At 76.8% G+C, this 21516-nt stretch carries 18 protein-coding genes; 8 read left to right on the plus strand and 10 right to left on the minus strand.

Annotated features, from left to right (window positions below):
• Positions 1 to 32: 32 nt before the first annotated feature.
• From Q0789_RS04345 to Q0789_RS04370, 6 genes are read right to left on the minus strand one after another with little or no spacing between them, the layout of a single operon-like run.
• Positions 33 to 668 (minus strand): GNAT family N-acetyltransferase, encoded by a 636-nt coding sequence (locus Q0789_RS04345; RefSeq protein ID WP_298802492.1) that lies wholly within the window; start codon positions 666 to 668, stop codon positions 33 to 35.
• Positions 665 to 2902 carry a penicillin acylase family protein gene (locus tag Q0789_RS04350; protein ID WP_366917630.1) on the minus strand — a complete coding sequence of 746 codons (2238 nt, stop codon included), beginning with the start codon at positions 2900 to 2902 and terminating at the stop codon, positions 665 to 667. The genes Q0789_RS04345 and Q0789_RS04350 overlap by 4 nt, the downstream gene beginning before the upstream one ends.
• 29 nt (positions 2903 to 2931) lie before the next feature.
• Positions 2932 to 4896: an IucA/IucC family siderophore biosynthesis protein gene (locus Q0789_RS04355; protein ID WP_298802494.1), complete on the minus strand. Its 1965-nt coding sequence runs from the start codon at positions 4894 to 4896 to the stop codon at positions 2932 to 2934.
• Positions 4893 to 5519: a GNAT family N-acetyltransferase gene (locus Q0789_RS04360; RefSeq protein ID WP_298802496.1), complete on the minus strand. Its 627-nt coding sequence runs from the start codon at positions 5517 to 5519 to the stop codon at positions 4893 to 4895. Before Q0789_RS04360 ends, Q0789_RS04355 begins: the two co-directional genes overlap by 4 nt.
• On the minus strand, positions 5516 to 6919 hold the full coding sequence (locus tag Q0789_RS04365; RefSeq protein WP_298802498.1) for a SidA/IucD/PvdA family monooxygenase: 1404 nt from the start codon (positions 6917 to 6919) through the stop codon (positions 5516 to 5518). Before Q0789_RS04365 ends, Q0789_RS04360 begins: the two co-directional genes overlap by 4 nt.
• Positions 6916 to 8451, minus strand: coding sequence for an aminotransferase class I/II-fold pyridoxal phosphate-dependent enzyme (locus Q0789_RS04370; protein ID WP_298802500.1), 1536 nt, complete (start codon positions 8449 to 8451; stop codon positions 6916 to 6918). The genes Q0789_RS04365 and Q0789_RS04370 overlap by 4 nt, the downstream gene beginning before the upstream one ends.
• Before the next feature lie 209 nt (positions 8452 to 8660).
• Here Q0789_RS04370 and Q0789_RS04375 point away from each other — a divergent pair, with 209 nt between their 5' ends.
• Genes Q0789_RS04375 through Q0789_RS04385 form a run of 3 tightly spaced genes read left to right on the plus strand, consistent with a single transcriptional unit; the run spans position 8661 to position 12017 of the window.
• Positions 8661 to 9389: a siderophore-interacting protein gene (locus Q0789_RS04375; protein WP_298802502.1), complete on the plus strand. Its 729-nt coding sequence runs from the start codon at positions 8661 to 8663 to the stop codon at positions 9387 to 9389.
• Positions 9386 to 10735, plus strand: coding sequence for an MFS transporter (locus Q0789_RS04380; RefSeq protein WP_298802504.1), 1350 nt, complete (start codon positions 9386 to 9388; stop codon positions 10733 to 10735). The genes Q0789_RS04375 and Q0789_RS04380 overlap by 4 nt, the downstream gene beginning before the upstream one ends.
• A 37-nt stretch (positions 10736 to 10772) precedes the next feature.
• A complete protein-coding gene (locus tag Q0789_RS04385) occupies positions 10773 to 12017 on the plus strand; it encodes an arginine deiminase (RefSeq protein ID WP_298802506.1) in 1245 nt (414 codons plus the stop codon).
• Positions 12018 to 12152: 135 nt separating this feature from the next.
• Here Q0789_RS04385 and Q0789_RS04390 read toward each other — a convergent pair whose 3' ends face one another.
• Both Q0789_RS04390 and Q0789_RS04395 read right to left on the minus strand, forming a co-directional pair.
• Entirely contained in the window at positions 12153 to 13109 is a 957-nt protein-coding gene (locus Q0789_RS04390; RefSeq protein ID WP_298802508.1) for a DUF5926 family protein, read from the minus strand.
• 110 nt (positions 13110 to 13219) lie between these two features.
• Positions 13220 to 13681, minus strand: coding sequence for an ATP-binding protein (locus Q0789_RS04395; RefSeq protein ID WP_212770533.1), 462 nt, complete (start codon positions 13679 to 13681; stop codon positions 13220 to 13222).
• Between the two features lie 284 nt (positions 13682 to 13965).
• Between Q0789_RS04395 and Q0789_RS04400 the strand changes: the two genes are divergently transcribed.
• From Q0789_RS04400 to Q0789_RS04410, 3 genes are all read left to right on the plus strand, one after another.
• Positions 13966 to 14478 carry a sigma-70 family RNA polymerase sigma factor gene (locus Q0789_RS04400; RefSeq protein WP_298802514.1) on the plus strand — a complete coding sequence of 171 codons (513 nt, stop codon included), beginning with the start codon at positions 13966 to 13968 and terminating at the stop codon, positions 14476 to 14478.
• 33 nt (positions 14479 to 14511) lie between these two features.
• On the plus strand, positions 14512 to 15174 hold the full coding sequence (locus tag Q0789_RS04405) for a methylated-DNA--[protein]-cysteine S-methyltransferase (protein WP_298802516.1): 663 nt from the start codon (positions 14512 to 14514) through the stop codon (positions 15172 to 15174).
• A 230-nt stretch (positions 15175 to 15404) separates the two neighbouring features.
• On the plus strand, positions 15405 to 15728 hold the full coding sequence (locus Q0789_RS04410; RefSeq protein WP_298802518.1) for a hypothetical protein: 324 nt from the start codon (positions 15405 to 15407) through the stop codon (positions 15726 to 15728).
• 87 nt (positions 15729 to 15815) lie between these two features.
• Here the strand turns inward: Q0789_RS04410 and Q0789_RS04415 are convergent, their stop codons facing one another.
• Together Q0789_RS04415 and Q0789_RS04420 are read right to left on the minus strand one after the other, a co-directional pair.
• Complete coding sequence (locus tag Q0789_RS04415; RefSeq protein WP_298802520.1) at positions 15816 to 16892, minus strand: glycoside hydrolase family 172 protein; 1077 nt, start codon at positions 16890 to 16892, stop codon at positions 15816 to 15818.
• A gap of 1 nt (position 16893) precedes the next feature.
• Positions 16894 to 18384 carry a sulfatase gene (locus Q0789_RS04420; protein WP_298802522.1) on the minus strand — a complete coding sequence of 497 codons (1491 nt, stop codon included), beginning with the start codon at positions 18382 to 18384 and terminating at the stop codon, positions 16894 to 16896.
• Positions 18385 to 18498: 114 nt separating this feature from the next.
• Here Q0789_RS04420 and Q0789_RS04425 point away from each other — a divergent pair, with 114 nt between their 5' ends.
• On the plus strand, positions 18499 to 19620 hold the full coding sequence (locus Q0789_RS04425; protein WP_298802524.1) for a LacI family DNA-binding transcriptional regulator: 1122 nt from the start codon (positions 18499 to 18501) through the stop codon (positions 19618 to 19620).
• Positions 19621 to 19768: 148 nt separating this feature from the next.
• Positions 19769 to 21427, plus strand: coding sequence for an ABC transporter substrate-binding protein (locus Q0789_RS04430; protein ID WP_298802526.1), 1659 nt, complete (start codon positions 19769 to 19771; stop codon positions 21425 to 21427).
• Positions 21428 to 21516: the final 89 nt, after the last annotated feature.

The raw sequence follows: 21516 nt of genomic DNA on the forward strand, positions 1-21516 counted from the left end.
TGCGTCGGTGCGTCGACGGACAAGGAAGGGACTCATCGACCGGGCGCGGCCGACCCGGCGAGCGCCTCGAGGACGGCGCGCGGCAGGAAGGCCAGGCGCGCGGTCTTGCCGGCGACGTCGACGACCGGCCCGATCTCGAAGCCGGTGCGGCGCAGCCGCTCGGCGGCCGCCTCGTTGCGGGCGTCGGGCTCGACGACGACGCGGCGGACGCCCGCGTTGCCCACCGCCAGCGGCGCGAGGGCCGCGGCGAGCAGGGCGGTGAAGCCGCGCTCCGGGTCCTCCGTCGGCGCGAGCAGCAGGTGGATGCCGAGGTCGCCGGGCTCGACGCCGTCGACCTCGCCCAGCGGGTCGGCCTGGGCGTCGTAGGTCTGCAGCAGCGCGACCGGCCGGCCGTCGAGGCGCAGCAGGTAGGCGTGGTGGGTGCTGAGGGAGTCGACGTAGGCGTAGACCTCGCGCACCTGCTCGACCGTGCGGTCGGCCATGCCCCAGTAGCGGGCCCGCGGCTCGACGACCCAGGCGTGGACGGTCGCGGCGTCCGCCTCCGGGTCGAGCCGGCGGACGTCGAGGACGCGCCCGTCGGGCAGCGGGCGCGGGCCCTCGGGCAGGCGGGCGTCGAGCGCGGGGGCGGCGGGCGCCCCCGCGCTCGCGGTCGTGCCGTCGGTGGTCATGCGGTCTCCTCGGGGGTGCGGGCGGCGGGCGGGCCGTCGTCGGCGTCGTCGGGCCGGTTCGGGGGAACGGGTGCGAGCCGGCCCGCGAGCCACAGCGGCAGCTGGTCGGCGGCGTGGGGCGCGCTCTGGACGCCGTCGGCGCCGAGCGGCACGACCCAGCGGCTCGCGCCGCGGTCGGCGAGGTCCCACACGTAGCGCGCGACGGGGCCGCGCAGGCCCGTGTCGCCGAGCCCGCCGGGCGAGACGCCGGGGACGCTCGCCGTCGCGAGGACGCAGTCGGTGTCCCCGGGCAGGGGCGAGCCCTCACCGGGGCGCTCGACGGCGTCGTGCCACGGCGTCCCGTCGAGGCCGTGCACGGTGCGTAGGCGGTGCAGGCGGCCCCACGTCGCCGACGGGTCGCCGGCGGGGGTCGCGGCGGCGTCCTCGAGCGCGGCGAGGGCCAGCGCGTCGACGTCGACCCCGTGGGCCGGCAGCACGTCGAGGAGGCGGGGGAGCGCCGCGCCGACGCGCTCGACGGGGGACAGCCACGGGAGCAGCGCGGCCGGGACGGCGGGCGGCCGGTGCAGGGGTGCGAGCAGCGGGACGGCGACGACCCGTCGCACCAGAGCGGCCCGCCACGCGGCGGCGGCCGCGGCGCCGGTGCTGCCCGGGTCCGCGCGCCCGTCCCAGGCGAGGGCGCGCTCGAGCAGGTCGCGCGCCGGGCCCGCCGTCGGCGCCGCCCGCGCCACGCGCCGCAGGAGCGCCAGCAGAGTCGGCGCCGACCCGTGCGCGGTGTCGACGAGCGTCGCGGCGAGGTCGTCGACGGCGAGGCCCGTGCGGTCGCCGACGAGCGCGCGCAGCCGCCGGGCGCGGTGCGGTGGCGCGAAGGCGGTGCCGAGGTGGGCGACGTCGGGCCGCTCGTCGTTCGCGGTGACGACGACGCCGGCGTCCGCCTCGGGCGAGCCGCCCGCGCCGTCGCCGGCCACGCGCAGCGCCGGGTGCTCCTCCCAGCCGGTCCACGCCCACGCCGGGTCGTCGGCCGGCACGGGACGCCAGCGCGCCCGCTCCGCCCGCCGCGGCACGCGCCCGGCGACGAGGCGGCGGACGGCGCCGGAGGTGTCGGCCACGAGCACGCTGTTGACCGGCTCGACCCACGCGCCCCAGGCGCGCTCGACGTCGTCGGCCGTCCGGGCCCGCAGCAGGGCGGGCAGGGCCGCGGCACCGGCGTCGGCGAGCACCCGGCTGGGCGCGCGCAGGGCCAGGCCCTCGACCTCCTCGCCGTCGGCCATGGCTGGGGCGGGGGCCAGGGCCGGGGCGTCGGGGTGCCGCCGGTCGAGCACGAGGAGGGGCCCGCGGGCGGTCTCGACGACGTCGACCCGGACGGGGTCGGCCCCCGCGACCTCGACGACCTCGGTGCCTCGGTCCACCGGCTCCCACCCCTCGGGCCCGCGGGCGAGCAGCCGTCCCCCTCCGTCCTCGACGCGCAGCCGCTCCACGAGGAGGTCCTGGTAGTCGGCCATGGCGTTGGTCACCGCCCACGCGACCGAGCCTGCGTGCCCGAAGTGGGGGACGCCGGGCACGCCGGGGAAGGCGAGGCCGACGACGTCGACGCCCTCGGCGGCGCACACGAGGTGCACCTGCTGGTAGACGCCGGGGCGCTCGAGGAGGCGGTGCGGGTCGCCCGCGACGAGGGGCAGGCCGCTCGCCGTCCGGGAGCCGGCGACGGCGAGGGCGTTGCTGCCGTCGGGCGGTCCGACGGCGAGGGCGGCCGCCAGGTCGGGCCCGAGGTCCGGACCCATGCCGCTCACCACGTGCTCGCGCCAGAGCTTCGTGCCGACCGACCCGAAGAGGAGGTGGTGGGAGAGCAGCACGGCGAGCGGCGTCCAGGGCTGCCACCCCGGGTCCCCGTCGCCGTCGAGGCCCGTGCCGACGTGAGCGCCGTCGAGGCCGAGGGCGCGCAGCTCCGGCGACCGCGCGGCGCCCTCGGGGAGACCCGCGGCGACGCCCTCGGCGTACGCCGCGACGAAGCGGCGCACGGGCGCCTCCAGCGCGGCGAAGCAGCGGCGGGCGGTGTCCTGCAGGCGCACCCGGCGGGCGAGCACGTCCCACGCGAGCCCGCTCGGGCCGACGTGCGCGGCGAGCACCCCCTCGGCGCGCCAGCGCTCGGACTCCAGCTGCCAGGCCCGGTCGTGCGCCGTCACCCGGCCCTGGGCGTGCGCCAGCTCCTCCAGCGAGCCGGCCTCGACCGTCGGCACGCCGTGGGCGTCGCGCCGCACGCGAGGCGTCACGGCGCGCCGCCCGCGGCCGGACCGCTCGCGGAGGCGCCGGTGCGACGCCGCGGGTCGTGCGGCGCCACCGGGTTGTCCAGCTCGCCCGCCATGAGCAGGGAGGAGACCTGGTCGGCGAGGTCGACCATCTGGAGGGTGTTGCGCAGCTGCAGCCGGTTGAGGCAGGAGTGCGCGAAGGTCGGGGTGAAGACGTCGAAGCGCTCGTGCGCGGCCGGGTGGTCGCGGCGGTGGGCGTCGAGGACCTCGGCGAGCACCCGCCAGGACTCCTCCGCGGGCAGCAGCCCGTCGCGGTCGAGGATCGCGACGAGGTGGCGCAGCACCCCGTCGACGACGTCGGTGAACAGGGAAAGCAGCCGCACGCCCGGGTCGTCGGCCACGCGCACGCGCTCGACGCCGTCGGGCAGCGGCCGGTCGCCGAAGACGGCCACCTCCTCCCCGATGTCCTTGACGAGGACCCGCTCGACGACGTCGTCGCGCAGCACGACGAGGACGTTCTCCCCGTGCGGCATGAAGGCCAGGTCGTGCACGAGCAGGCACTGCACGAGCGGGCGCACGTAGGCGCGCAGGTAGCGCTCGAGCCACGCGCGCGCCCCGAGGCCGGAGCCCTCGACGAGGGCCCCGACGAGGGAGCGGCCCTCGTGGTCGCGGTGCAGGAGCGCCGCCATGGTCATGGCGCGCTCGCCGTCGGCCAGCCGCGGCACGGGGCTCTCGCGCCACAGCGCCGCGACCATCCGCTGGTGCGCCGACCGGGGGCCCGGGCGCGCGCAGCGGTGGTAGGCGTCGCCGGTGTACCCGACGGCGGCGAGCTCGCGCAGGACGCCGAAGCCCGAGCCGCCGAGCTCGGGGTCGCCCGCGACGACGTCGGCGACCCAGTCGTTCACGGCCGGCGTGCTGGCCATGTAGGCGGGGGACAGGCCGCGGACGAAGCCCATGTTCTGCACCGCGAGCGCCGTCTTGACGTAGTGGCGCTCGGGGCGGTCGACGTCGAAGAAGGTGCGGATCGACTGCTGGGGCACGTACCGGTCGGGCCCGCGGCCGAGGAGGACGAGGTCCCGGCGGGCGAGGTCGGGCGCGAAGGTGACGGCGACCTTGGCGTCCCACTGCCACGGGTGCAGGGGCAGGAGCACGTAGCCCACTGGGTCGCAGCCGAGGTCGCGCAGCCGGTGCGCGAAGGCCGCCCGGACCTCGGGCCCGAGCTGGCCGTCGAGCAGCCCGTCCTCGTCGACGCCCGCGCCGAGCGCGAGGACGGCGCGGTCGCGCCGGGCGGCCACCCACACGAGGCGGGCGGGCTGCCCGGCCTCGGGGGCGTACCGGGCGGCGTCGTCGAGGCCGAAGCCGATGCGGCCGTTGTTGGCGAGGAAGCCCGGGTGGCCCTCGGTCATCGACCGCTCGACGGTCTGCAGGTCGGCGCGCGCCAGGACCCGGGCGTCGGCGCGGCGGTGGTGGAGCTTCCACGCGGCGCCGGCGAGCGTCGCCGCCAGCTCCTCGAGGTAGGTGTGCAGCAGGGCGTCCGGCACGCCGAGCCACGGGGCGAGCTCGACGACGAGGTCCTGCACGTCGAGGTCGGCCGGCGCGCCGTCGACCGTGCGGGTGACCGACGCCGCGTCGACGTCCCAGTGCTCCAGGGGCAGCACCCGGGCGCGGTAGCGGTACTCCGCGGTGCCGGGCGCGCGGTCGTGGTGGGGCGCGGCGCCGGGCGTGCGCAGCGACCACGTGCGCCACGGGCTGCGCCCGTCCGCCGTCCCCGGGCCGTCGGTCCCCGTGCCGTCGGTCGGGACCTCGTCCACCGGGGCGCCGTCGAGGGGCTCGGGGCGGAGGAGCCGCTCGTGCGCGAGCTCCGAGAGCGCCTTGGTGACGAGGTGGCGCTGCGCCGCCGCCATGGCCGTGGGCTCGAGGTGCTCGGCGCCCCCCACGGCGAGGTCGGCGAGATCGGCGGGGTCGAGCCCGGCGCCGGCCGTCACCACACGAGCTCCCCGAGCTCGCTGCGCGCGAAGGCCTCCCACGTGCACGTCGAGAGCACCGCCGTCTTGCCGGGCAGCGCGAGCAGGCCGTGCTCGACGAAGCCGGCGGCGAGGTTCTTGGCGCGCACGGCCGTGTTCTGCTCGTCGGGCTCGACGACGACGCGCCGCGCCCCCGGCTGCGCGAGCGCGAGGCGGACGACGGCGGCCACGGCCGTCGCCGTCAGCCCGTGGAGCGGGGGAGCGCCGGGCTCGGGCGGCGCGACGAGCACGTGCATGCCGACGTCGCCGGCCTCGGCGTCCCAGTGGCCGGCGAGCACGCGCTCGCGCGGGTCGTAGGTCTCCGCCAGCACGAGCGGGCGGCCGTCGAGGTGGCCCAGCCACGCGTGGTGGCAGGGGTCACCGGCGATGGTGGCGTGCTCGGCGCGGACGTCCTCGGTCGTGGCGCCCTGCATCTGCCAGAACACCGATCGCGGCGCGGTCACCCACGCGTGCAGCCGCACCAGCGTCGGGTCGTCGAGGGGCGTCGTGCCGTCGACGGGCAGCGGCGCGAACGTCCACGTGCCCAGCGCGGAGCGCGCCGTCACGCCGGCGACCGGCGCCGTCGTCGGGCCCGCGGCGGTCACCGGGGGGCCCCCGCCGGCGCCGGCTCGGACGCCGGGGTCCCGCCGCGCGCACCGCCGTCGGGAGGGCCGCCGGCGGGGCTCCCGAGGCCGAACTGCTGGTAGGCGATGTGCTCCTCGACGGGGTAGACCTCGCGCCCGCACATCGCGTTGATCATCACCGAGGCGCGGAACGCGCCCATGCCGAGGTCGGGGGCCGCGATGCCGTGCGTGTGCTCCTCGCCGTTGAGCACGAAGACCTCCCGGTCGTCGTGGTCGACGGTGTAGCCGAGGGCGACGTCGTAGCGGCCCTGCGCGTCCCACCGGACGCGGTGGCGCACGGGCTCGAGGAAGGCGGGCACCTCGGCGCGGTACCCGGTGGCGAGGACGAGGCCCTCCGTCTCCCGGGTCGTGCGGCCGCCCGTCTCGGCGTGGTGCAGGTCGAGGGCGTACGTGCGCCGCTCGGCGTCCCAGCGCGCCCCCGTGAGCTCGACGCCGGTGAGCAGCTCCGTCGGCACCTCACCGCGGGCGCCGAGCCGGTAGAGCGTGTCGTAGATCGCGTCGACGAGGTCGGCGCTGATGCCCTTGTGCAGCTGGCGCTGCTCGCGGGCCAGCTCGTCGCGGCGGCGCGGGGGGAGCGCGTGGTGGTAGCGCACGTACTCCGGCGAGGTCATCTCGAGCGTGAGCTTGGTGTACTCCATGGGGAAGAAGCGGGGCGAGCGCGTCACCCAGTCCACCCGGTACCCGTACCGGCGGGCGTCGGTGAGCAGGTCGAGGTAGACCTCCGCGGCGCTCTGGCCGCTGCCGACGACGGCGACCGAGCCCAGGCGCTGCAGCTCGTCCTTCCGGTCGAGGTAGGAGGCGCTGTGCAGCGCGGGCCCGGGCAGGTCGCGGGCGACCTCGGGGACCGACGGCCGCGTGCCGACGCCGAGGACGAGCCGGCGCCCGCGGTGGGTCTCGGTGGCGCCCGTGCGGGTGCAGCGGGCCGTGACGACGTAGCGGCCGCCGGCCCCGTCGTCCTCGTGGTCGACCCGGACGACCTCGCGGCCGAAGCGCAGGCCCGGCACGCGGCCCGCGACCCAGCGGCAGTAGGCGTCGACGTCCGAGCGCAGCGGGTAGAAGGACTCGCGGATGTAGAAGGGGTACAGGCGCCCCGTCGCCTTGAGCCAGGCGAGGAACGAGAACTCCGACGTCGGGTCGGCCATCGTCACGAGGTCGGCCAGGAAGGGCACCTGCGTCGTCGCGCCCTCGAGCATCATCCCGGGGTGCCAGGAGAACTCCTCCTTGGCGTCGAGGAAGACGCCGGAGAGGTCGGGCACCGGGGCGACGAGCGCCGCCAGCCCGAGGCCGAAGGGGCCGATCCCGACGGCGACGAAGTCGTGGACGGGGCCCTCGGGCGCGCCCGCGCCGGCCGGGGCGCTCACGCCGCGCTCCCCGCGGCCGCCGCCACCGGGGCGGGCAGCGGCGCGAGCAGGTCCTCGCCGGCCTCGCGGACGAGGCGCAGGACGTCGGCGACGTCGGCGCGCGTCGTCGCGGGGTCGAGGAAGGTCATCTTCAGCCAGGGCCGCCCGTCGAGGACCGTGCGGGCCACGGCGGCCGCGCCGTCGGCGGCCAGCCGGTCGCGCACCCCGCCGACGAGCGCGTCGGCGGTGCCGTCGTCGACGGGCGTCGGGACGCCGTCGGGCCCGGCCACCAGCGGGCGCAGCCGGAAGAGCACGGTGCTCAGCTCCGGCGTGCTGTGGAGCTCGACGTCGGGCTGGCGGGCGAGGTCCTCGGCGACGTCGGCCGCGAGGTCGACGCACGCGTCGACGGCGTCGCCGAGCGCGTCGGCGCCCATCACCCGCAGCGTCAGCCAGAGCTTCACGGCGTCGAAGCGCCGCGTCGTCTGCAGGCTCGTGTCGACGTGGTTGGGCACGCCCTCCTCGCGCGGGTTGAGGTAGGCGGCGTGGTGGGCCACGAGGTCCATCGCCGCGCCGTCGCGCACGAGCACCGCCGAGGAGGCGACCGGCTGGAAGAAGGTCTTGTGGAAGTCGACGGTCACCGACGACGCCCGCTCGACGCCGTCGAGCAGGTGCCGCCGTCGGCGCGAGACGAGCAGGCCCCCGCCGTACGCGGCGTCGACGTGCAGCCACAGGCCGCGCTCGTCGCAGACGTCCGCGACGGCGGCGAGGGGGTCGACGCGGCCGAGGTCCGTCGTCCCGGCAGTGGCGACGACCGCCGCGACGACGTCGCCGGCCGCCCGCACCTCGTCGGCGACCCGGGCCAGCGCGGCGGGGTCGAGGCGGTGGCGGGCGTCGGTGGGCACCCGCACGACCGCGTCGGCGCCCAGGCCGAGGAGCCGCGCGGCGCGCGTGACGCTGAAGTGGGCCTGGTCGCTCGCCAGCACGCGCAGGCGGCCGGGCAGGAGCTCGTCGGGCCGCGCGAGACCGCGCGCCGCCAGCGCCGCCTCCCGGGCGAGCAGCAGCGCGTGGGTGTTGGACTGCGTGCCGCCGCTCGTGAAGACGCCGCGCGCGCCCGGCCCGAGGCCGGCCCGCTCGGCGGCCCAGTCCAGCAGGCGCCGCTCGAGGAGGGTGGCCACCCGGGACTGGTCGTAGGTGTCCATCGAGGTGTTCACCGCGGAGGCCAGCAGGTCCGCCGCGAGCGCCGGCAGCGCCACGGGGCAGTTGAGGTGCGCGACGTAGCCGGGCGCGTGGAACCACACGGCGTGGTCGAGCCACACCCGCGAGAGCTCCTCGAGGGCCGCGGGGGTGTCGCCGAGGGGCGCGTCCAGGTCGACGGCGTCGACGAGCTCCTGCAGCTCCTGCTGCGGGGCGCCGGTGTGCGGTCGCCGTGCCCCGCGGACCGAGCGGCTCAGCACGTCGACCGCCGCGGACATCGTCGCCACGTAGGCGTCGGCGGTCGTCTCGCGCAGGAAGGCGTCGGCGGTCGGGGCGGGGCGACGGGCGCTCCCGACCACGGGAACCTCGACGGCGGCGCGGTCGCGCGGTCGGGCGGAGGACGGCGTCACGGTGGCTCCCGGGGGGACGGGCGGGCGGGGCGGGGACGGGCAGCGCGAGGGCAGTAGGTAAGGCTGCCCTCAGCGCCGGGTACGGTACACACCCCGGCCGAGGCCGGACCGGCGTGCGGCCCTCCCGGGCCGCGGCCGCCCGAGGCGAGGAGGCGCACGTGCAGCACGGCTGGCAGGGCGCGGTGATCAAGGCGCTGCGCGGACGGGACTTCACCCTCGAGGTGCTCTCGGCGCAGGACGTGGGCGGCCGCTGCCGGAGGGTGCGGGTGCGCGACGGCGGCCTGCTGGCGGCCTGCCCGCCGCACCCGACGATGTGGGTGCGGCTGTGGTTCTCCGACGGCGGGCGCCCGCACCAGCGCGCCTTCACGGTCGTCGACCCCGACCCGGCGGCGGGCTCCTTCGACCTCGAGTTCGCCCTCCACGACGGCGTCGCGGCGGCGTGGTCCCTGGCGGCCCGGCCGGGGGACCGCCTCGACGCCACCGTCTACGGCACCCGCTTCGACCCGCTGCCCGAGCCCGTCCGACGCCTCCACCTCGTGGGTGACCCGGCCTCGCTGCCGGCGGTGAACTCGGTGCTCGACGCGCACGCCGGGACGCCGGCGACCGTCGTCCTCGAGGAGGGCCACCCCGACGACCGGGCGCTGCCCGTGCGCGCGCGGGCCTGCCACGACGTCACGTGGGTGCCCCGCGGCGAGGGGGCGGCGGCGGGCGGGGCCCTCGTCGACCGGGTGCGGTCGGGCTGGGCCGACGCCGACGCGCGCGCCGACTGGTTCTGGCTGGGCTGCGAGGCCGCGAGCACCCGGGCGCTGGTGCGCCACCTGCGCCGCGAGCTCGGCGTCCCGAAGGAGCGCGTCTCCGCGCTCGGGTACTGGCGGGACGAGGCGTGAGCCGGCCGGCCGCGTCGGCGCCCGCCGTCGTCGGCGCCGCGCCCGCCGACCCCGTCGTCGCCCCTCCGGCCGACCTGCGGGGCGGCGCGGGCGGCGCCCGACCCCCCTGGCTGCTGCTGGGGTCGCTGTGGGTGACGCAGTACATCGGCATCGGCTTCCTCACCGTCGGCCTGGTCGCCGTCCTGCGGGAGGCGGGGACCTCGCTCGACACCCTCGGCCTGCTCTCGCTGCTCGGGCTCGTGTGGCCGCTCAAGCTGCTGTGGGCGCCGCTGCTCGACCGCTACGGCTCCCGCCGCCTCGGGCACTACCGCTCGTGGCTGCTCGTGCTCCAGAGCGGCATGGTGCTGGCCCTGCTGGGGATGCTGCCGCTCGACGACCCCGCTGCGGCCCTGGGGCCGCTGGCGGCGCTCTCGGCGGTCTTCGTGCTGCTGTCCGCGACCCAGGACGTCGCGGCCGACGCCCTCTCGGTGCGGCTGCTGCGCCCGGCCGACCGCGGGGTCGCCGGCGGCGTGCAGGTGGCCGCCAGCTACCTCGGGACGGTGCTCGGCGGCGGCGTCTGCGTCCTCGTCTACGACCGCTGGGGCTGGCACGCCGCCGTCCTGCTGCTCGCGGCGCTCACGCTCGCGGCCCTCGTCGTCGTCGCCGCCTTCCGCGAGCCCCCGCGCCCGGAGGACGGCGGTGCCGCGGGCAGCTCCGCGGACGGGTCCGGGGGAGGCGTGCCGTGGGGCGCGGTCGTGTCGGTCTTCCGCCGGCCGGGCGTGCCGGCGTGGGCGCTCGTCGTCGTGCCCCTGCTCTACGGGGGCGTGGCCGGCGTCTGGGCGCTCACGAGCCCGGCGCTCGTCGACGCCGGCTGGTCCCTCGCCCGCATCGGCGTCGTCAGCGGCGTGGTCGTGAGCGTCCCGGCGCTCGTGGCCGGGCTCGTCTCCGGGTGGCTCGTGCGCCGGCTGGGCCGCGCGGCGGTGCTCGTCGCCGGCGGTGCCGTGCTCGTCCTGTCCACCGCCGGGCTCGCGCCGCTGCTGCTCGGCGCGGCGCCGCTCGTCGGCACGGTCTCGGCGCTGTCGGGCTTCCTCGTCGCCTACACGGCGCTCAACGTCGTCATCTACACCGTGAGCATGGACCTGTCGCGCCCCGCCACCGGCGGCAGCGACTTCACGGCCCTGACGACCGTCGCGCTGCTCGTCTCCTTCGCGGCGGGCTCCCTCGCGCTCCTCGTCGCCGGTCTCGGCGGCTACGTCCTCTCCGCGGTCCTCTTCGCCGGCCTGGCGCTCGTCGGGGTCGGCTTGGGGCTGCGGTGGTTGCGCTCGCCGGCGGGGCGCGCCGCGGCGTCCGGCGCCCTCACGGCCTGAGCGCCCCGGAGCCGGACCGCGCGGCTAGCCTCCGCCCATGCCGAGCCAGCCGCCTGCGCCGCACGGGGTCACGAGCGAGGTCGGGCCGCTGCGCTCGGTCGTGCTGCACCGCCCGGGCGCCGAGCTCGCGCGGCTGACCCCGCGCAACAACGACCGCCTGCTCTTCGACGCGATCCCCTGGGTGGCGCGCGCGCAGGACGAGCACGACGCCTTCGCCGAGCTGCTCCGCGGCCGGGGGGTCGAGGTGCTCGAGCTCGCCGACCTCATCGCCGAGGCCCTCGAGGAGCCCGCCGCCCGCGAGGAGTCCGTCGCCGCCGTCCTCACCGACCCCTCGCTCGGGCAGGTCCTCGGGGCGCGGGTCGCGGAGCACCTGCACGGGCTCGCGCCGAAGGACCTCGCCGACGTGCTCGTGGCCGGCCTGCGGCTCGACGAGCTCGACCTGGCGCGCCCGGCGCGCGAGCCGGGCCTCGTGGCCGCGCTGCGGGAGGCCGGCGACTTCGTCGTCGAGCCGCTGCCCAACCTCCTCTTCACGCGCGACTCGTCGGCCTGGGTGGGGGACTCCGTCGTCGTGTCGTCGCTGGCGATGCCCGCGCGGCACCGGGAGACGTCGCTGACGCGGGTCGTCTACGCCCACCACCCGCGCTTCGCCGGCACCGAGCTGCTCTACGAGCCCGGCCTCGAGCACGTCGAGGGCGGCGACGTCCTCGTGCTCTCCGACGGCGTCCTCGCCGTCGGAACGGGGGAGCGGACGACGCCCGCCGGCGTGGAGCGCCTGGCCGAGAGGGCGTTCCGCAGCGGACGCGCGCACACCGTCCTGGCGGTGCCCGTGGCGCAGGAGCGGGCGACGATGCACCTCGACACGGTCTGCACGATGGTCGACGTCGACCAGGTCGTCATGTACCCCTCGATCGCCCACTCGCTGACGGCGTACGCGCTCACGCCCGTCGACGCGGCCGACCCGTCGGCCGGCGTGCACGTCGGCGGGGCCAGGCCCTTCCTCGCCGCGGCCGCCGAGGCCATGGGCATCGACGAGCTCCGCGTCGTCGACACCGGCCTCGACGAGGTCACGGCCGAGCGCGAGCAGTGGGACGACGGCAACAACACCCTCGCCCTCGCGCCCGGCGTCGTCGTCGCCTACGAGCGCAACACCCGGACCAACGCCCGCCTCGAGGCCCACGGCGTCGAGGTGCTGCCCATCAGCGGCTCCGAGCTCGGGTCGGGCCGCGGCGGTCCGCGGTGCATGAGCTGCCCCGTCTCCCGGGACCCGCTCCCCCCACGCTGACCCGCGCCTCCCCTCGGAAGAAGGCTACGAACTCCGTCGCCGGGCGCCCCCGGCGCGGAGAAGGGCTACGAAGTCCGTCCGGGAGCGCCTCGCGGGCGGATGACGAAGGCCGAGCGGCGGTGACGGCGGGCCGGGTCAGCGCAGGGTCACCTGGCGGGAGACGACGCCGGCGCGGGCTCGCCGCTCGTCGGCCGTCAGCGGGTCCGTCGTCGCGAGCGCCTCGTCGAGCGCGGCGCGGAAGGCGGCCGCGGGCTCCTCGACGTCGTCGGCGACGGCGTCCTCCGCGAGGTCCCACACGGGGACGACGAGGCCCTGGGCGCGGAAGGCGCCGACGTACTTGGTGCCCTCGCCCAGGCCCGCCCGACCGGCCGCGTGGAGGCGCGCGAGGGCGTCGAGCAGGGGCTCCTCGTCCTCGACCATCGCCCACCTCAGGTGCGTGCGCTCCCCGATGCGGCACCAGTAGGCGCCGTCCACGGTGCGCAGGCGCTCGGTGGGCACGACGGCCTCGTCGGCGCGCTCGAGGGAGGCGGCCACCTCGGCGTCGGCCTCGGCGCCCTCGGGCAGCCAGAAGTCGAAGCCCTCGTGCACGCGCACCTCGAAGGGCTGCGACACGTCGAGGACGTCCTGCAGGCGCGGGGTGGCGGGGGTGACCGCGGGCCGCTGCTCGAGCGGCTGCCCGGGCTCGCTCGCGACGACGGCGAGGAGCGCCGCGGCGAGGTCGCGGCTCGGGTCGCCGCTCGAGCCGGGCGCCTGCAGGCCGACGAGGCGCTCGCCGTCCGCGCGGTGCAGCCCCGGCCACGCCAGGGGGAGCACGGTCGCGACGGTGACGTCGACGCCCCCGTGCTCGGGCGTCGTCCGCACGGAGGCGGTGGCCGCCGGCACGACCTCGCGCAGGCAGACCCAGTCGGCCTCGCCGGGCAGCCCGGCGAAGGGGCGGCGGACGATCTCGGTGGCCGCCGCACGGGCGGCGCGCCCGTGGCACACCTTGTAGCGCTTGCCGGAGCCGCAGGGGCAGGGCTCGCGCGGGCCGACGACGGGCACGTCCTCCACGGCGGTGGCGGCGGGACGACGTGCGGGGGACCTCTTCGCCATGGCGCGACCCTACGCAGCCGCCTGGGCCCGCCGCGTCCCACCGCCGGGCCTACGGGCGCCGTCGGGGCGTCGGGCGACCGGCGGAGGCGTCAGGCGACCGGTCGGCGGCGTCAGGCGACCGGTCGGCGACGGCGCGTCGGGCCGCCGAGCGCGGCCCACACGGTGCGCCGGCCGTCGTCCTCCTCGACGACGCCCCACTCGTGCGCCAGGGCGCGCACGATGCGCAGCCCGCGGCCGGAGGTCGCCATCGGGGCCGGCCGCTGGGGCCGGACCTCACCGGGGGACCCGCCGTCGGTCACCTCGACGTCGACGACGTCGCCGCGGACCTGCCAGCGCAGCAGCACGCGCCCGGAGTCGTCGGGGCGGGCGTGGCGCAGGGCGTTGCCGAGCAGCTCGCTGACGACCACGCTGACCTCGTGGACCAGCTCGTCGTCGACCCGTTCGGCGACGTCGGCGGTGATCGTCCGCCGCGCCACGGGCACGGCCCCGGGCCGGTGCGCCACCGCCACCGCCCGGGCGTCCCCGCGCTGGCGGGAGTCGAGCACCTCGGGTGCCGTCGCGGTCGTGGCCACCTGCATCGCTCCTCCAGACGTCCTGCACGCACGGGGCAGCGCCCCGCCGGGGACCTCGGTGCTCCGGCGCACGCCCCGTCCCCCGTGGCACAGCCTGGACCCCTGTGCCCGCGCGGGTCCAGCCCCCGGGCGCTGCGGCCCTGCGCCGGTCGCCCGGCGCACCCCTCGGCGTCCCCCTCCGCCGACCCCTCCGCCGACCCCTCCACCGGCCCCTCCGCGGGTCCTCCCGGCCGTCCCCGGACGGGCCGCCCTCACACGCGGGCGACCCCGCGCGTCCTCCTCCCGTGAGCGCACCCCCCTTCGCCCTCCTCGTCGAGGAGCACTGGCGCGACGTCGCCCGGCTGGCGCGCGCCCTCGCCGGCCCGGTGGACGGCGACGACGTCGCCCAGCAGGCGTGGGCGCAGGCGCTGGCCGCCTACCCGCCGCCCGGGGGGCTGCGCGACCCGCGCGCCTGGCTCCTCGTCGTCACGAGCCGGTGCGCCACCGACGTGCACCGAGCGCGGGCGCGGCGTCCCGTGCCGGTCGAGGAGGTGCCGGAGGCCCCGGCGGGCGGGGACCCGGCCGACGGCGAGCTGGCCGGCGCGGACCCGGCCGTGTGGGCCGCCGTGCGGGCGCTGCCCGAGCGGCAGCGGACGGCGCTGGCCCTGCGCTACGTCGTCGACGCCGACCACGCGACCGTGGCGCGCGCCCTGGGGACGACGCCCGGCGCGACGCGGCGGCTCGTCAGCGACGCGCTCGCGGCGCTGCGCCGGGAGCTCGGGGCGGCCGGGGACGGCGACGAGGGAGACGGGCGATGACGAGGGAGACGGGCGATGACGAGGAGACGGGCGATGACGAGGAGGCGGGTCGTGGGCGAGCAGCGGGTGGCGGACGAGCGGAGCGGCGACGAGGGCGCGGCGGTGGGTCGCCTGCGCGCCGCGACGTCGGAGGGGCTGCGCCGCCCCGTCCTGCCGACGACCGCGGGAGCCGGGGCCGACGTCGGGTTCTCCGTGCGGGAGACCGTGATCGGCCGCGTGCTGCTCGCGGACGGGCCGGGCGGCGCGCTCGTCGCGTCGACCTTCGTGCCGGACGACGCCGCCCTCGAGCGGGCTCTGCGGCGCCTGGCGGCGGGGGTGTCCCCGCGCGTCGTCGAGGCCCCGGGGCGGACGGCGCGCGCGGCCGACGAGCTGGAGGAGTACCTCGCCGGGCAGCGGCGGTCCTTCGACGTCCCGGTCGACCTCGCGCTCGCGACGCCCTTCCAGCGGTCGGTGCTCGGCCGGCTCGCCGCCGTCGGGTACGGGCGTCGGACCACCTACGGCGCGCTGGCCCGCGACCTCGGGCGCGCCAGCGCGTCGCGGGCCGTCGGGGCGGCCCTGGGCGCGAACCCGGTGTGCGTCGTCCTGCCCTGCCACCGCGTGGTCGCCGGCAGCGGGGCGCTCACCGGCTACGCGGGCGGCCTCGACGCCAAGCGGCGGCTGCTCGAGCTGGAGGGCGCGGCCCCGGACGCCGGGTGAGCGGCCGACGGGGAGGACGAACGCGTCCTGCGGTCGCGTCACCGCAGGTCAGCGGCCCGACGGATCGCGGGACCGGACGTTCGTCCTCCTCGGCGGACCGCCGCTCCGCGTCGCGGCCACCGTCGTCCGAGCCACGGGCCGTCCACCGGATGTTCACCCGGCCCGAGCGGCGGGGCGAGGGGCGCGTGCCTAGCGTGCGGGAGCACCCGCCGGCGGACGAGGAGACGACCGTGAGCCACCACCCCCACGACGAGCAGCCCGACGAGCAGTCCGACGTCCGGCCCGACCCGGACGCGGAGCCGTCGGCCGCCGTCACCCCCGGCGCGAGCGCCGACCCGCCCCCCGAGGCGTCGGACCCGGGCGCGCGCCCCGTCGACGAGGACGCCCCCGGCATCACCCAGCACGTCGGGCAGGACGAGTCGACGCAGCGGGCGGACGACGGCGAGGACGCCTACGAGGAGGCGCGCAGCCGCGCCGAGGCGAGCGGCGCGACGAGCCTCTCGGTGACGACCCGCCGCGAGGGCGACGAGGGGGGCGTGCCGGGGGCTCGCTGACGCCCCCGGCAGCGCCGGCCGGCCACGACCGGGGACGCGCGGCCGTGCGCGGGACGGCCCCTCGCACGGCCGCGCGTCCCCCGTCCGTCAGGGCAGGCGCTCGGCCACCGGCGGGATGCCGAAGGGCGCGTGCGGCAGCTCCTGGTACCAGTACGCCACGGACGACAGGTCGTCGCTGCGGCGGTTGGCGTGGCCGTGCTCGATGCTCACCCGGATCGAGCGGGTGAAGGGCACCGGGTCCTCGACGTGGAACCGGTAGACCGAGACCTGCCCCGCCCAGTTGGGCCCGCCCGGCAGCGTGATGCCGTGGTAGGGCGCGCTGTAGGTCTCCGACGGGCACCAGGCCGTGTTCACGTAGTCCTCGGTGCCCGTGCCGTGCAGGGACGGCGGGAAGGGCTCGTCGTCGACGAAGATCATGTCGTCGCCCTCGCCGTACCAGTTGCCCTCGTCGGTCTCGCGCAGGTTCGTGATGTTGAGCACGCACCCCACGTAGTGGCCACGACCCGACGCCTCGAGGATCGTGTAGTTGTCCGCGCCGGTGAGGTTGGTCCCGCCAAACTGGAGCTCGTCGTTGCTCAGGCCGTCCTCGGAGATCCCGGGGGTCGGGTTCACCCGGCGGAACTGCGCGTGGAAGCGGCCGAGCCCCCCCTCGAGGACGTCCAGCTCGTCGTAGTCGACGTAGTAGTAGACCCACATGTCCCGCTCCTCGCACTCGCTGAGGAGCTCGACGCGCGCGCCGTCGGAGAAGGGCATGTGGAACCAGGAGTTGAACCCCTTGCCGTCCTGCGGGCTCATCTGCAGCGGCGCCGAGACGAAGTTCGTCGTCCGGGCGTGCCCGACGCCGAAAAAATCGCCGAGCGGCACCAGCACGCTGGGGTGCTCCGCGCCGTCCCAGGTGATGCGCAGCACGAGGCGGCGCAGGTGGTCGGCGTCCGCCCCGGCGTCGAACCCGGCGGGGGCGACGGTCATCCAGATGTGGTTGACCGATCCGGCGCCGGTGATGTCGGCGAGCGTGATGGTCTCGCCGGGGCGCACGGTCACGCGGTCGTCGTTGCCGCCGGTGCGGTCCCAGCTCGACGCGCGGCGACGCCGCGAGGTCCGGAGCCGCGGCAGGTCGCGCAGACTGCTCCCGAAGTCCCCGTAGCCTCCGTGTGCGGTCGTCATGTCAGCTGCTCCTCTCGTCGGTGCGCCCGTCGGCGATCCCGGCGGGGACGGGCTGGCTGGGATGGGGGACGTCGCCCAGCTCGTGCTGGCGCCGCCACATGCGGACCTCGAGGTCGCGGCGGACCTCGGCGTAGGCCGGGTCGTCGGCCACGTTGCGCACCTCGTCGGGGTCCTCGGCGAGGTCGTAGAGCTCCCACTCGGGCGGGAAGGTCCCCGGGCCGCTGCCGGGCAGGCCCATGCCGTCGTTGTAGAAGTAGATGAGCTTGTAGCGCTCCGTGCGGAACCCGTAGTGCGCGAGCGCGTGGTGGATCGGGTCGTCGTTCTCGTAGTACCGGTAGTACATGCCGTCGACCTCGGGCTCGGGGGCGCCGCCGGTGAGGTCGGGCCAGAAGCTGCGCCCGTGCATCCGGGGGTGGGCGTCCACGCCCGCCGCCGCGAGGATCGTCTGCGCGAGGTCGACGTTCGTGACCGTGCCCGGGTGCACCGTCCCCGCCGGGACCGCGCGCGGGTAGCTCAGCACGAACGGCATCCGCAGGGACTCCTCGTACATGAAGCGCTTGTCGTACCAGCCGTGGTCGCCGAGGAAGAAGCCCTGGTCGGAGGTGTACATCAGCAGCGTGTCGTCGAAGAGGTCGCGCTCGCGCAGCCAGTCCGTGACGCGCCCGACGTTGTCGTCGACGGACGCGACGCACGCCAGGTAGTCCTCCATGTAGCGCTGGTACTTCCAGAGGGCGAGCTCCTCGCCCTCCAGGCCCTCCGGCGGGTCCTGCTTGAGGTCCACAGGGTGCAGGTGGTCGGCGATCGTCATGGCCTGGTGGCGCGCCGCGAGGGACCTCGTCGCCCAGCCCGTGTCGCCGTCGTGGAACGTCGAGGGCACCGGGATCGGGTCGGCGTACATGCCGGCGTGCTCCTCGTCCGGGAACCACGAGCGGTGCGGGGCCTTGTGGTGCACCAGCACGCACCAGGGCGCGTCGCCCTCGAGTCCCTCCAGCCACTCGAGCGCGAGGTCCGTGATGACGTCGGTGGCGTACCCGGGTCGGGTGACCAGGCCCTCGGGCGTGAGGAAGCGGGGGTCGAAGTACTCGCCCTGGTCGACGAGCACCTCCCAGCGGTCGAAGCCCTGGGGGTCGTGGCCCTCGCCGTGGCCGAGGTGCCACTTGCCGAACACCGCGGTGCGGTACCCGGCGGCGCGCAGCCGGGAGACGAAGGTGGGCTGGCTCGCGTCGATCGGCGTCGACAGCGTCGTGACGCCGTTCACGTGGCTGTAGGTGCCGGTGAGGATCGAGGCTCGGCTCGGCGTGCAGATCGAGTTCGTGCAGAAGCAGTTCTCGAGCAGCGCTCCGGCGCGGGCGATCTCGTCGATCCGGGGGGTCGTGTTCACCACGGAGCCGTACGCGCCGACGGCGTGCGAGGCGTGGTCGTCGGTGAGGACCAGGACGACGTTCGGGCGGTGCGGCGGAGCGCCGCGGGTGGGACGGTCGGGCTCGGTCATGGCATCTCCTCGTCGAGACGGGTGGGGCGGGGACGGGCGGCCCGGTGGCGCGCGCGCCGGGGCGGCGCGGCACACTCCCTGGCGGACGGACGCCGAGAGCGGGAGGAGGCCGACGTGGTGGTGGTCCCCCCGACCGGCGTCCCGGAGCGCTCCCGGGCGACGGTCTACGACGTGGCCGAGCGCGCCGGCGTCTCCATCGCGACCGTCTCGCGCGTGCTGCGCCGCCCCGAGGCCGTGTCGCGGGCGACGACCCAGCGCGTCCTCGACGCCGTCCGGGAGCTGGGGTACGTCCCGAGCGGCAGCGCGCGCGGCCTCGCCGCTCGTCGCTCGGGGGCCGTGGGGCTCGTCTTCCCCGACTTCGACGACGTCGAGGAGATCGACCCCGTCTGCCTGTCGGACGAGCCCGTCACCGTGCGCCCGGACCCACCGGGCGGCGCCGAGCCCGTCACCAACCTCTACATGGGCGAGGTGATGCGCGGCGTCGAGATCGAGGCGTGGCGCCACAGCCTCTCCGTGACCGTGGCCGTCGCCCGCGGCGCCCGCAAGGAGGCCGTCCTCGACGACCTCGCCGGTCGGGTCGACGGCCTCGTCGTCCTCGGCGGCACGGTCCCGGCGGACGTGCTGGCCCGCATCGGCCGGAGCACGCCCGTGGTGGTCGTCGCGGGGCACCGCGACGGCGACGACCACGACCACGTGGGCACGGCGAACGGCCCGGGCATGCGGGTGCTCACCGAGCACCTGCTGCACGCCCACGGCCTGCGCGACCTGGCCTTCGCGGGCGGCGCCGCCGACGTCTCGGACGACCGCGACCGCTTCGACGGCTTCCGCGCGGCGCTGCGCGCGGCCGGGCTGCCTGCGCCCGAGGCCCCCTTGCTGCGCGGCGACTTCACCCAGGCCCGGGGCCGGGACCTGGCGCGCCGTCTGGTCGACGCCGGAGACCTGCCTGAGGCGCTCGTCTGCGCCAACGACCAGACCGCGCTCGGTGTCCTCGACGTCCTCCTCGGAGCGGGCGTCCGGGTGCCCCAGGACCTGGTGCTCACCGGCTTCGACGGCATCGACGCCGCCGGGCGCTCGCGCCCCCGGCTGACGACGGTGCACCAGCCGATGGTCGAGCTCGGGCGCGTGGCCGTCGACGCGCTGCTGCAGCGGCTGGCGGGACCCGGCGCGCCGCCGACCACGCGCGTCCTGCCCGTCCAGGTGCTCCTGAGGGAGAGCTGCGGCTGCGGCCGCGCCTGAGACGCCCGATCCGTCCCGGCGAGCGGGCGGCCCGCCCCGACCCGTTGTTGCACTCCGACGATGTAAGCGCATACATTCAATCTACGCCCGGGGACGCCGACGAAGGCATCCCGGCGCGCGTGACGACGACGACACGGAGGAGACAGCCATGAGGACGACTGACCGTCGGGGGCGGGTCGCGACGGCGACCGGCGTCTGCCTCGCCGCGGCGCTGGTGGTGAGCGGCTGCATGGGCGCGCAGGCGCCGCAGGGCGCCGAGGGCGGCGACGCCGCGGGGACCATGCTGTTCGCCGGCGACAACGGCTCGCCCAACTTCACCCGGAACTTCAACCCCTACAACCCCACGGGGCGCAAGGGCGCCTTCCACATCTACGAGCCCCTCACGGTGCTCAACACGGTGGACGGCGAGTCGACGCCCTTCCTCGCCGAGTCGGTCGAGCAGGTGGACCCGCAGACGGCGGTGTTCACGCTGCGCGAGGGCGTCACGTGGACCGACGGCGAGCCCTTCACCGCCGACGACGTGACCTTCACCTTCCAGATGCTGAAGGACAACCCGGCGCTCGACCTCGACGGCGTCTGGCAGCGCCTGGACTCGGTGGAGGCGGACGGCATGGACGTGACCGTGCGCTTCAGCGAGCCCGACGTCCCGGCCACGGAGATCGTCGGCGGGACCGTCATCGTCCCCGAGCACCTGTGGGCCGACGTCGACGACCCGGTGTCCTACGCGGACGAGGACCCGGTGGGCACCGGGCCCTTCACCCTGGGCACGTACACGGACACCCAGTACACGCTCGAGAAGAACCCCGACTACTGGCAGGCCGACGCGGTGGCGGCGGACGAGCTCGTCATCCCCGCCTCCAACGAGCAGCTCGACCTCGTGAACAACGGCTACGACTGGGCCTACGCCTACATCGAGGACGTCGAGGACACCTGGGTCACGGCGAACGAGGGCAACACGTACTGGTTCCCGCCGGGCGGCACCATCTCCCTGCTGCCCAACCTCACCGAGGCGCCCTTCGACAGCGTCGACTTCCGGCGCGGCCTGTCGCTCGCGCTGGACCGCGAGGCGATCTCGGAGGCCGCGACGCGCGGCTACACCGACGCCGCGCCGCAGTCGGGGCTCATCCTCCCGGGCCAGGAGGACCTGCTGGACGAGGACGTGCCCGAGGGAGGCGAGGTGGCGCAGGACGTCGACGCGGCGCTCGCCGCCTTCGCCCAGGCGGGCTACACCCAGCGGGGGGACCAGCTCGTGGGCCCCGACGGCCAGCAGGTGACCCTCTCGATCACCACGGCCAACGGCTACACCGACTGGCTGCGGGGCGTGCAGGAGGTGCAGCGCCAGCTGCAGGCCGTCGGCATCGCCGTGACCATCGAGCAGCCGCAGCCGGCCGCCTACCAGCAGGCCGTCAACAACGGCGACTTCCAGCTCGCGATGGGCGGCTTCGGCGGCACGGGCTCCTTCTACCGCGACATGAACCAGCTGCTGAACAGCGAGTTCGCCGTCCCGGTCGGCAGCGCCGCGTCGTCGAACTACCAGCGCTTCTCGGACCCGGCGGTGGACGAGCTCCTCGCCCGGTACCAGGCCGCCACGGACCTCGCCGAGCAGGAGGAGCTGGCCGGCCAGCTGCAGCAGGTGATGTACGAGCAGGTGCCCGTCATCTCCATGTACTACGGCGGGCTGTGGGGCCTGTTCAGCGACGCGAAGTTCACCGGGTGGCCCTCCGAGGACGACCCCTACGCGACGCCGATCACCTACGACTCGAACGTCCTGCTCATCGACACCAACCTCGAGCGCGCGGGCAGCTGACCACCCCGGCCCGCGCGGTCGGCCACGACCGGCCGTCCGCGCGGGCCCTCCCGACCCCTCCTGCGGGAGGTCCTCACCGAGAGAGGTGT

The sequence above is a fragment of the uncultured Pseudokineococcus sp. genome, assembly GCF_947499845.1.
Classification (GTDB): domain Bacteria; phylum Actinomycetota; class Actinomycetes; order Actinomycetales; family Quadrisphaeraceae; genus Pseudokineococcus.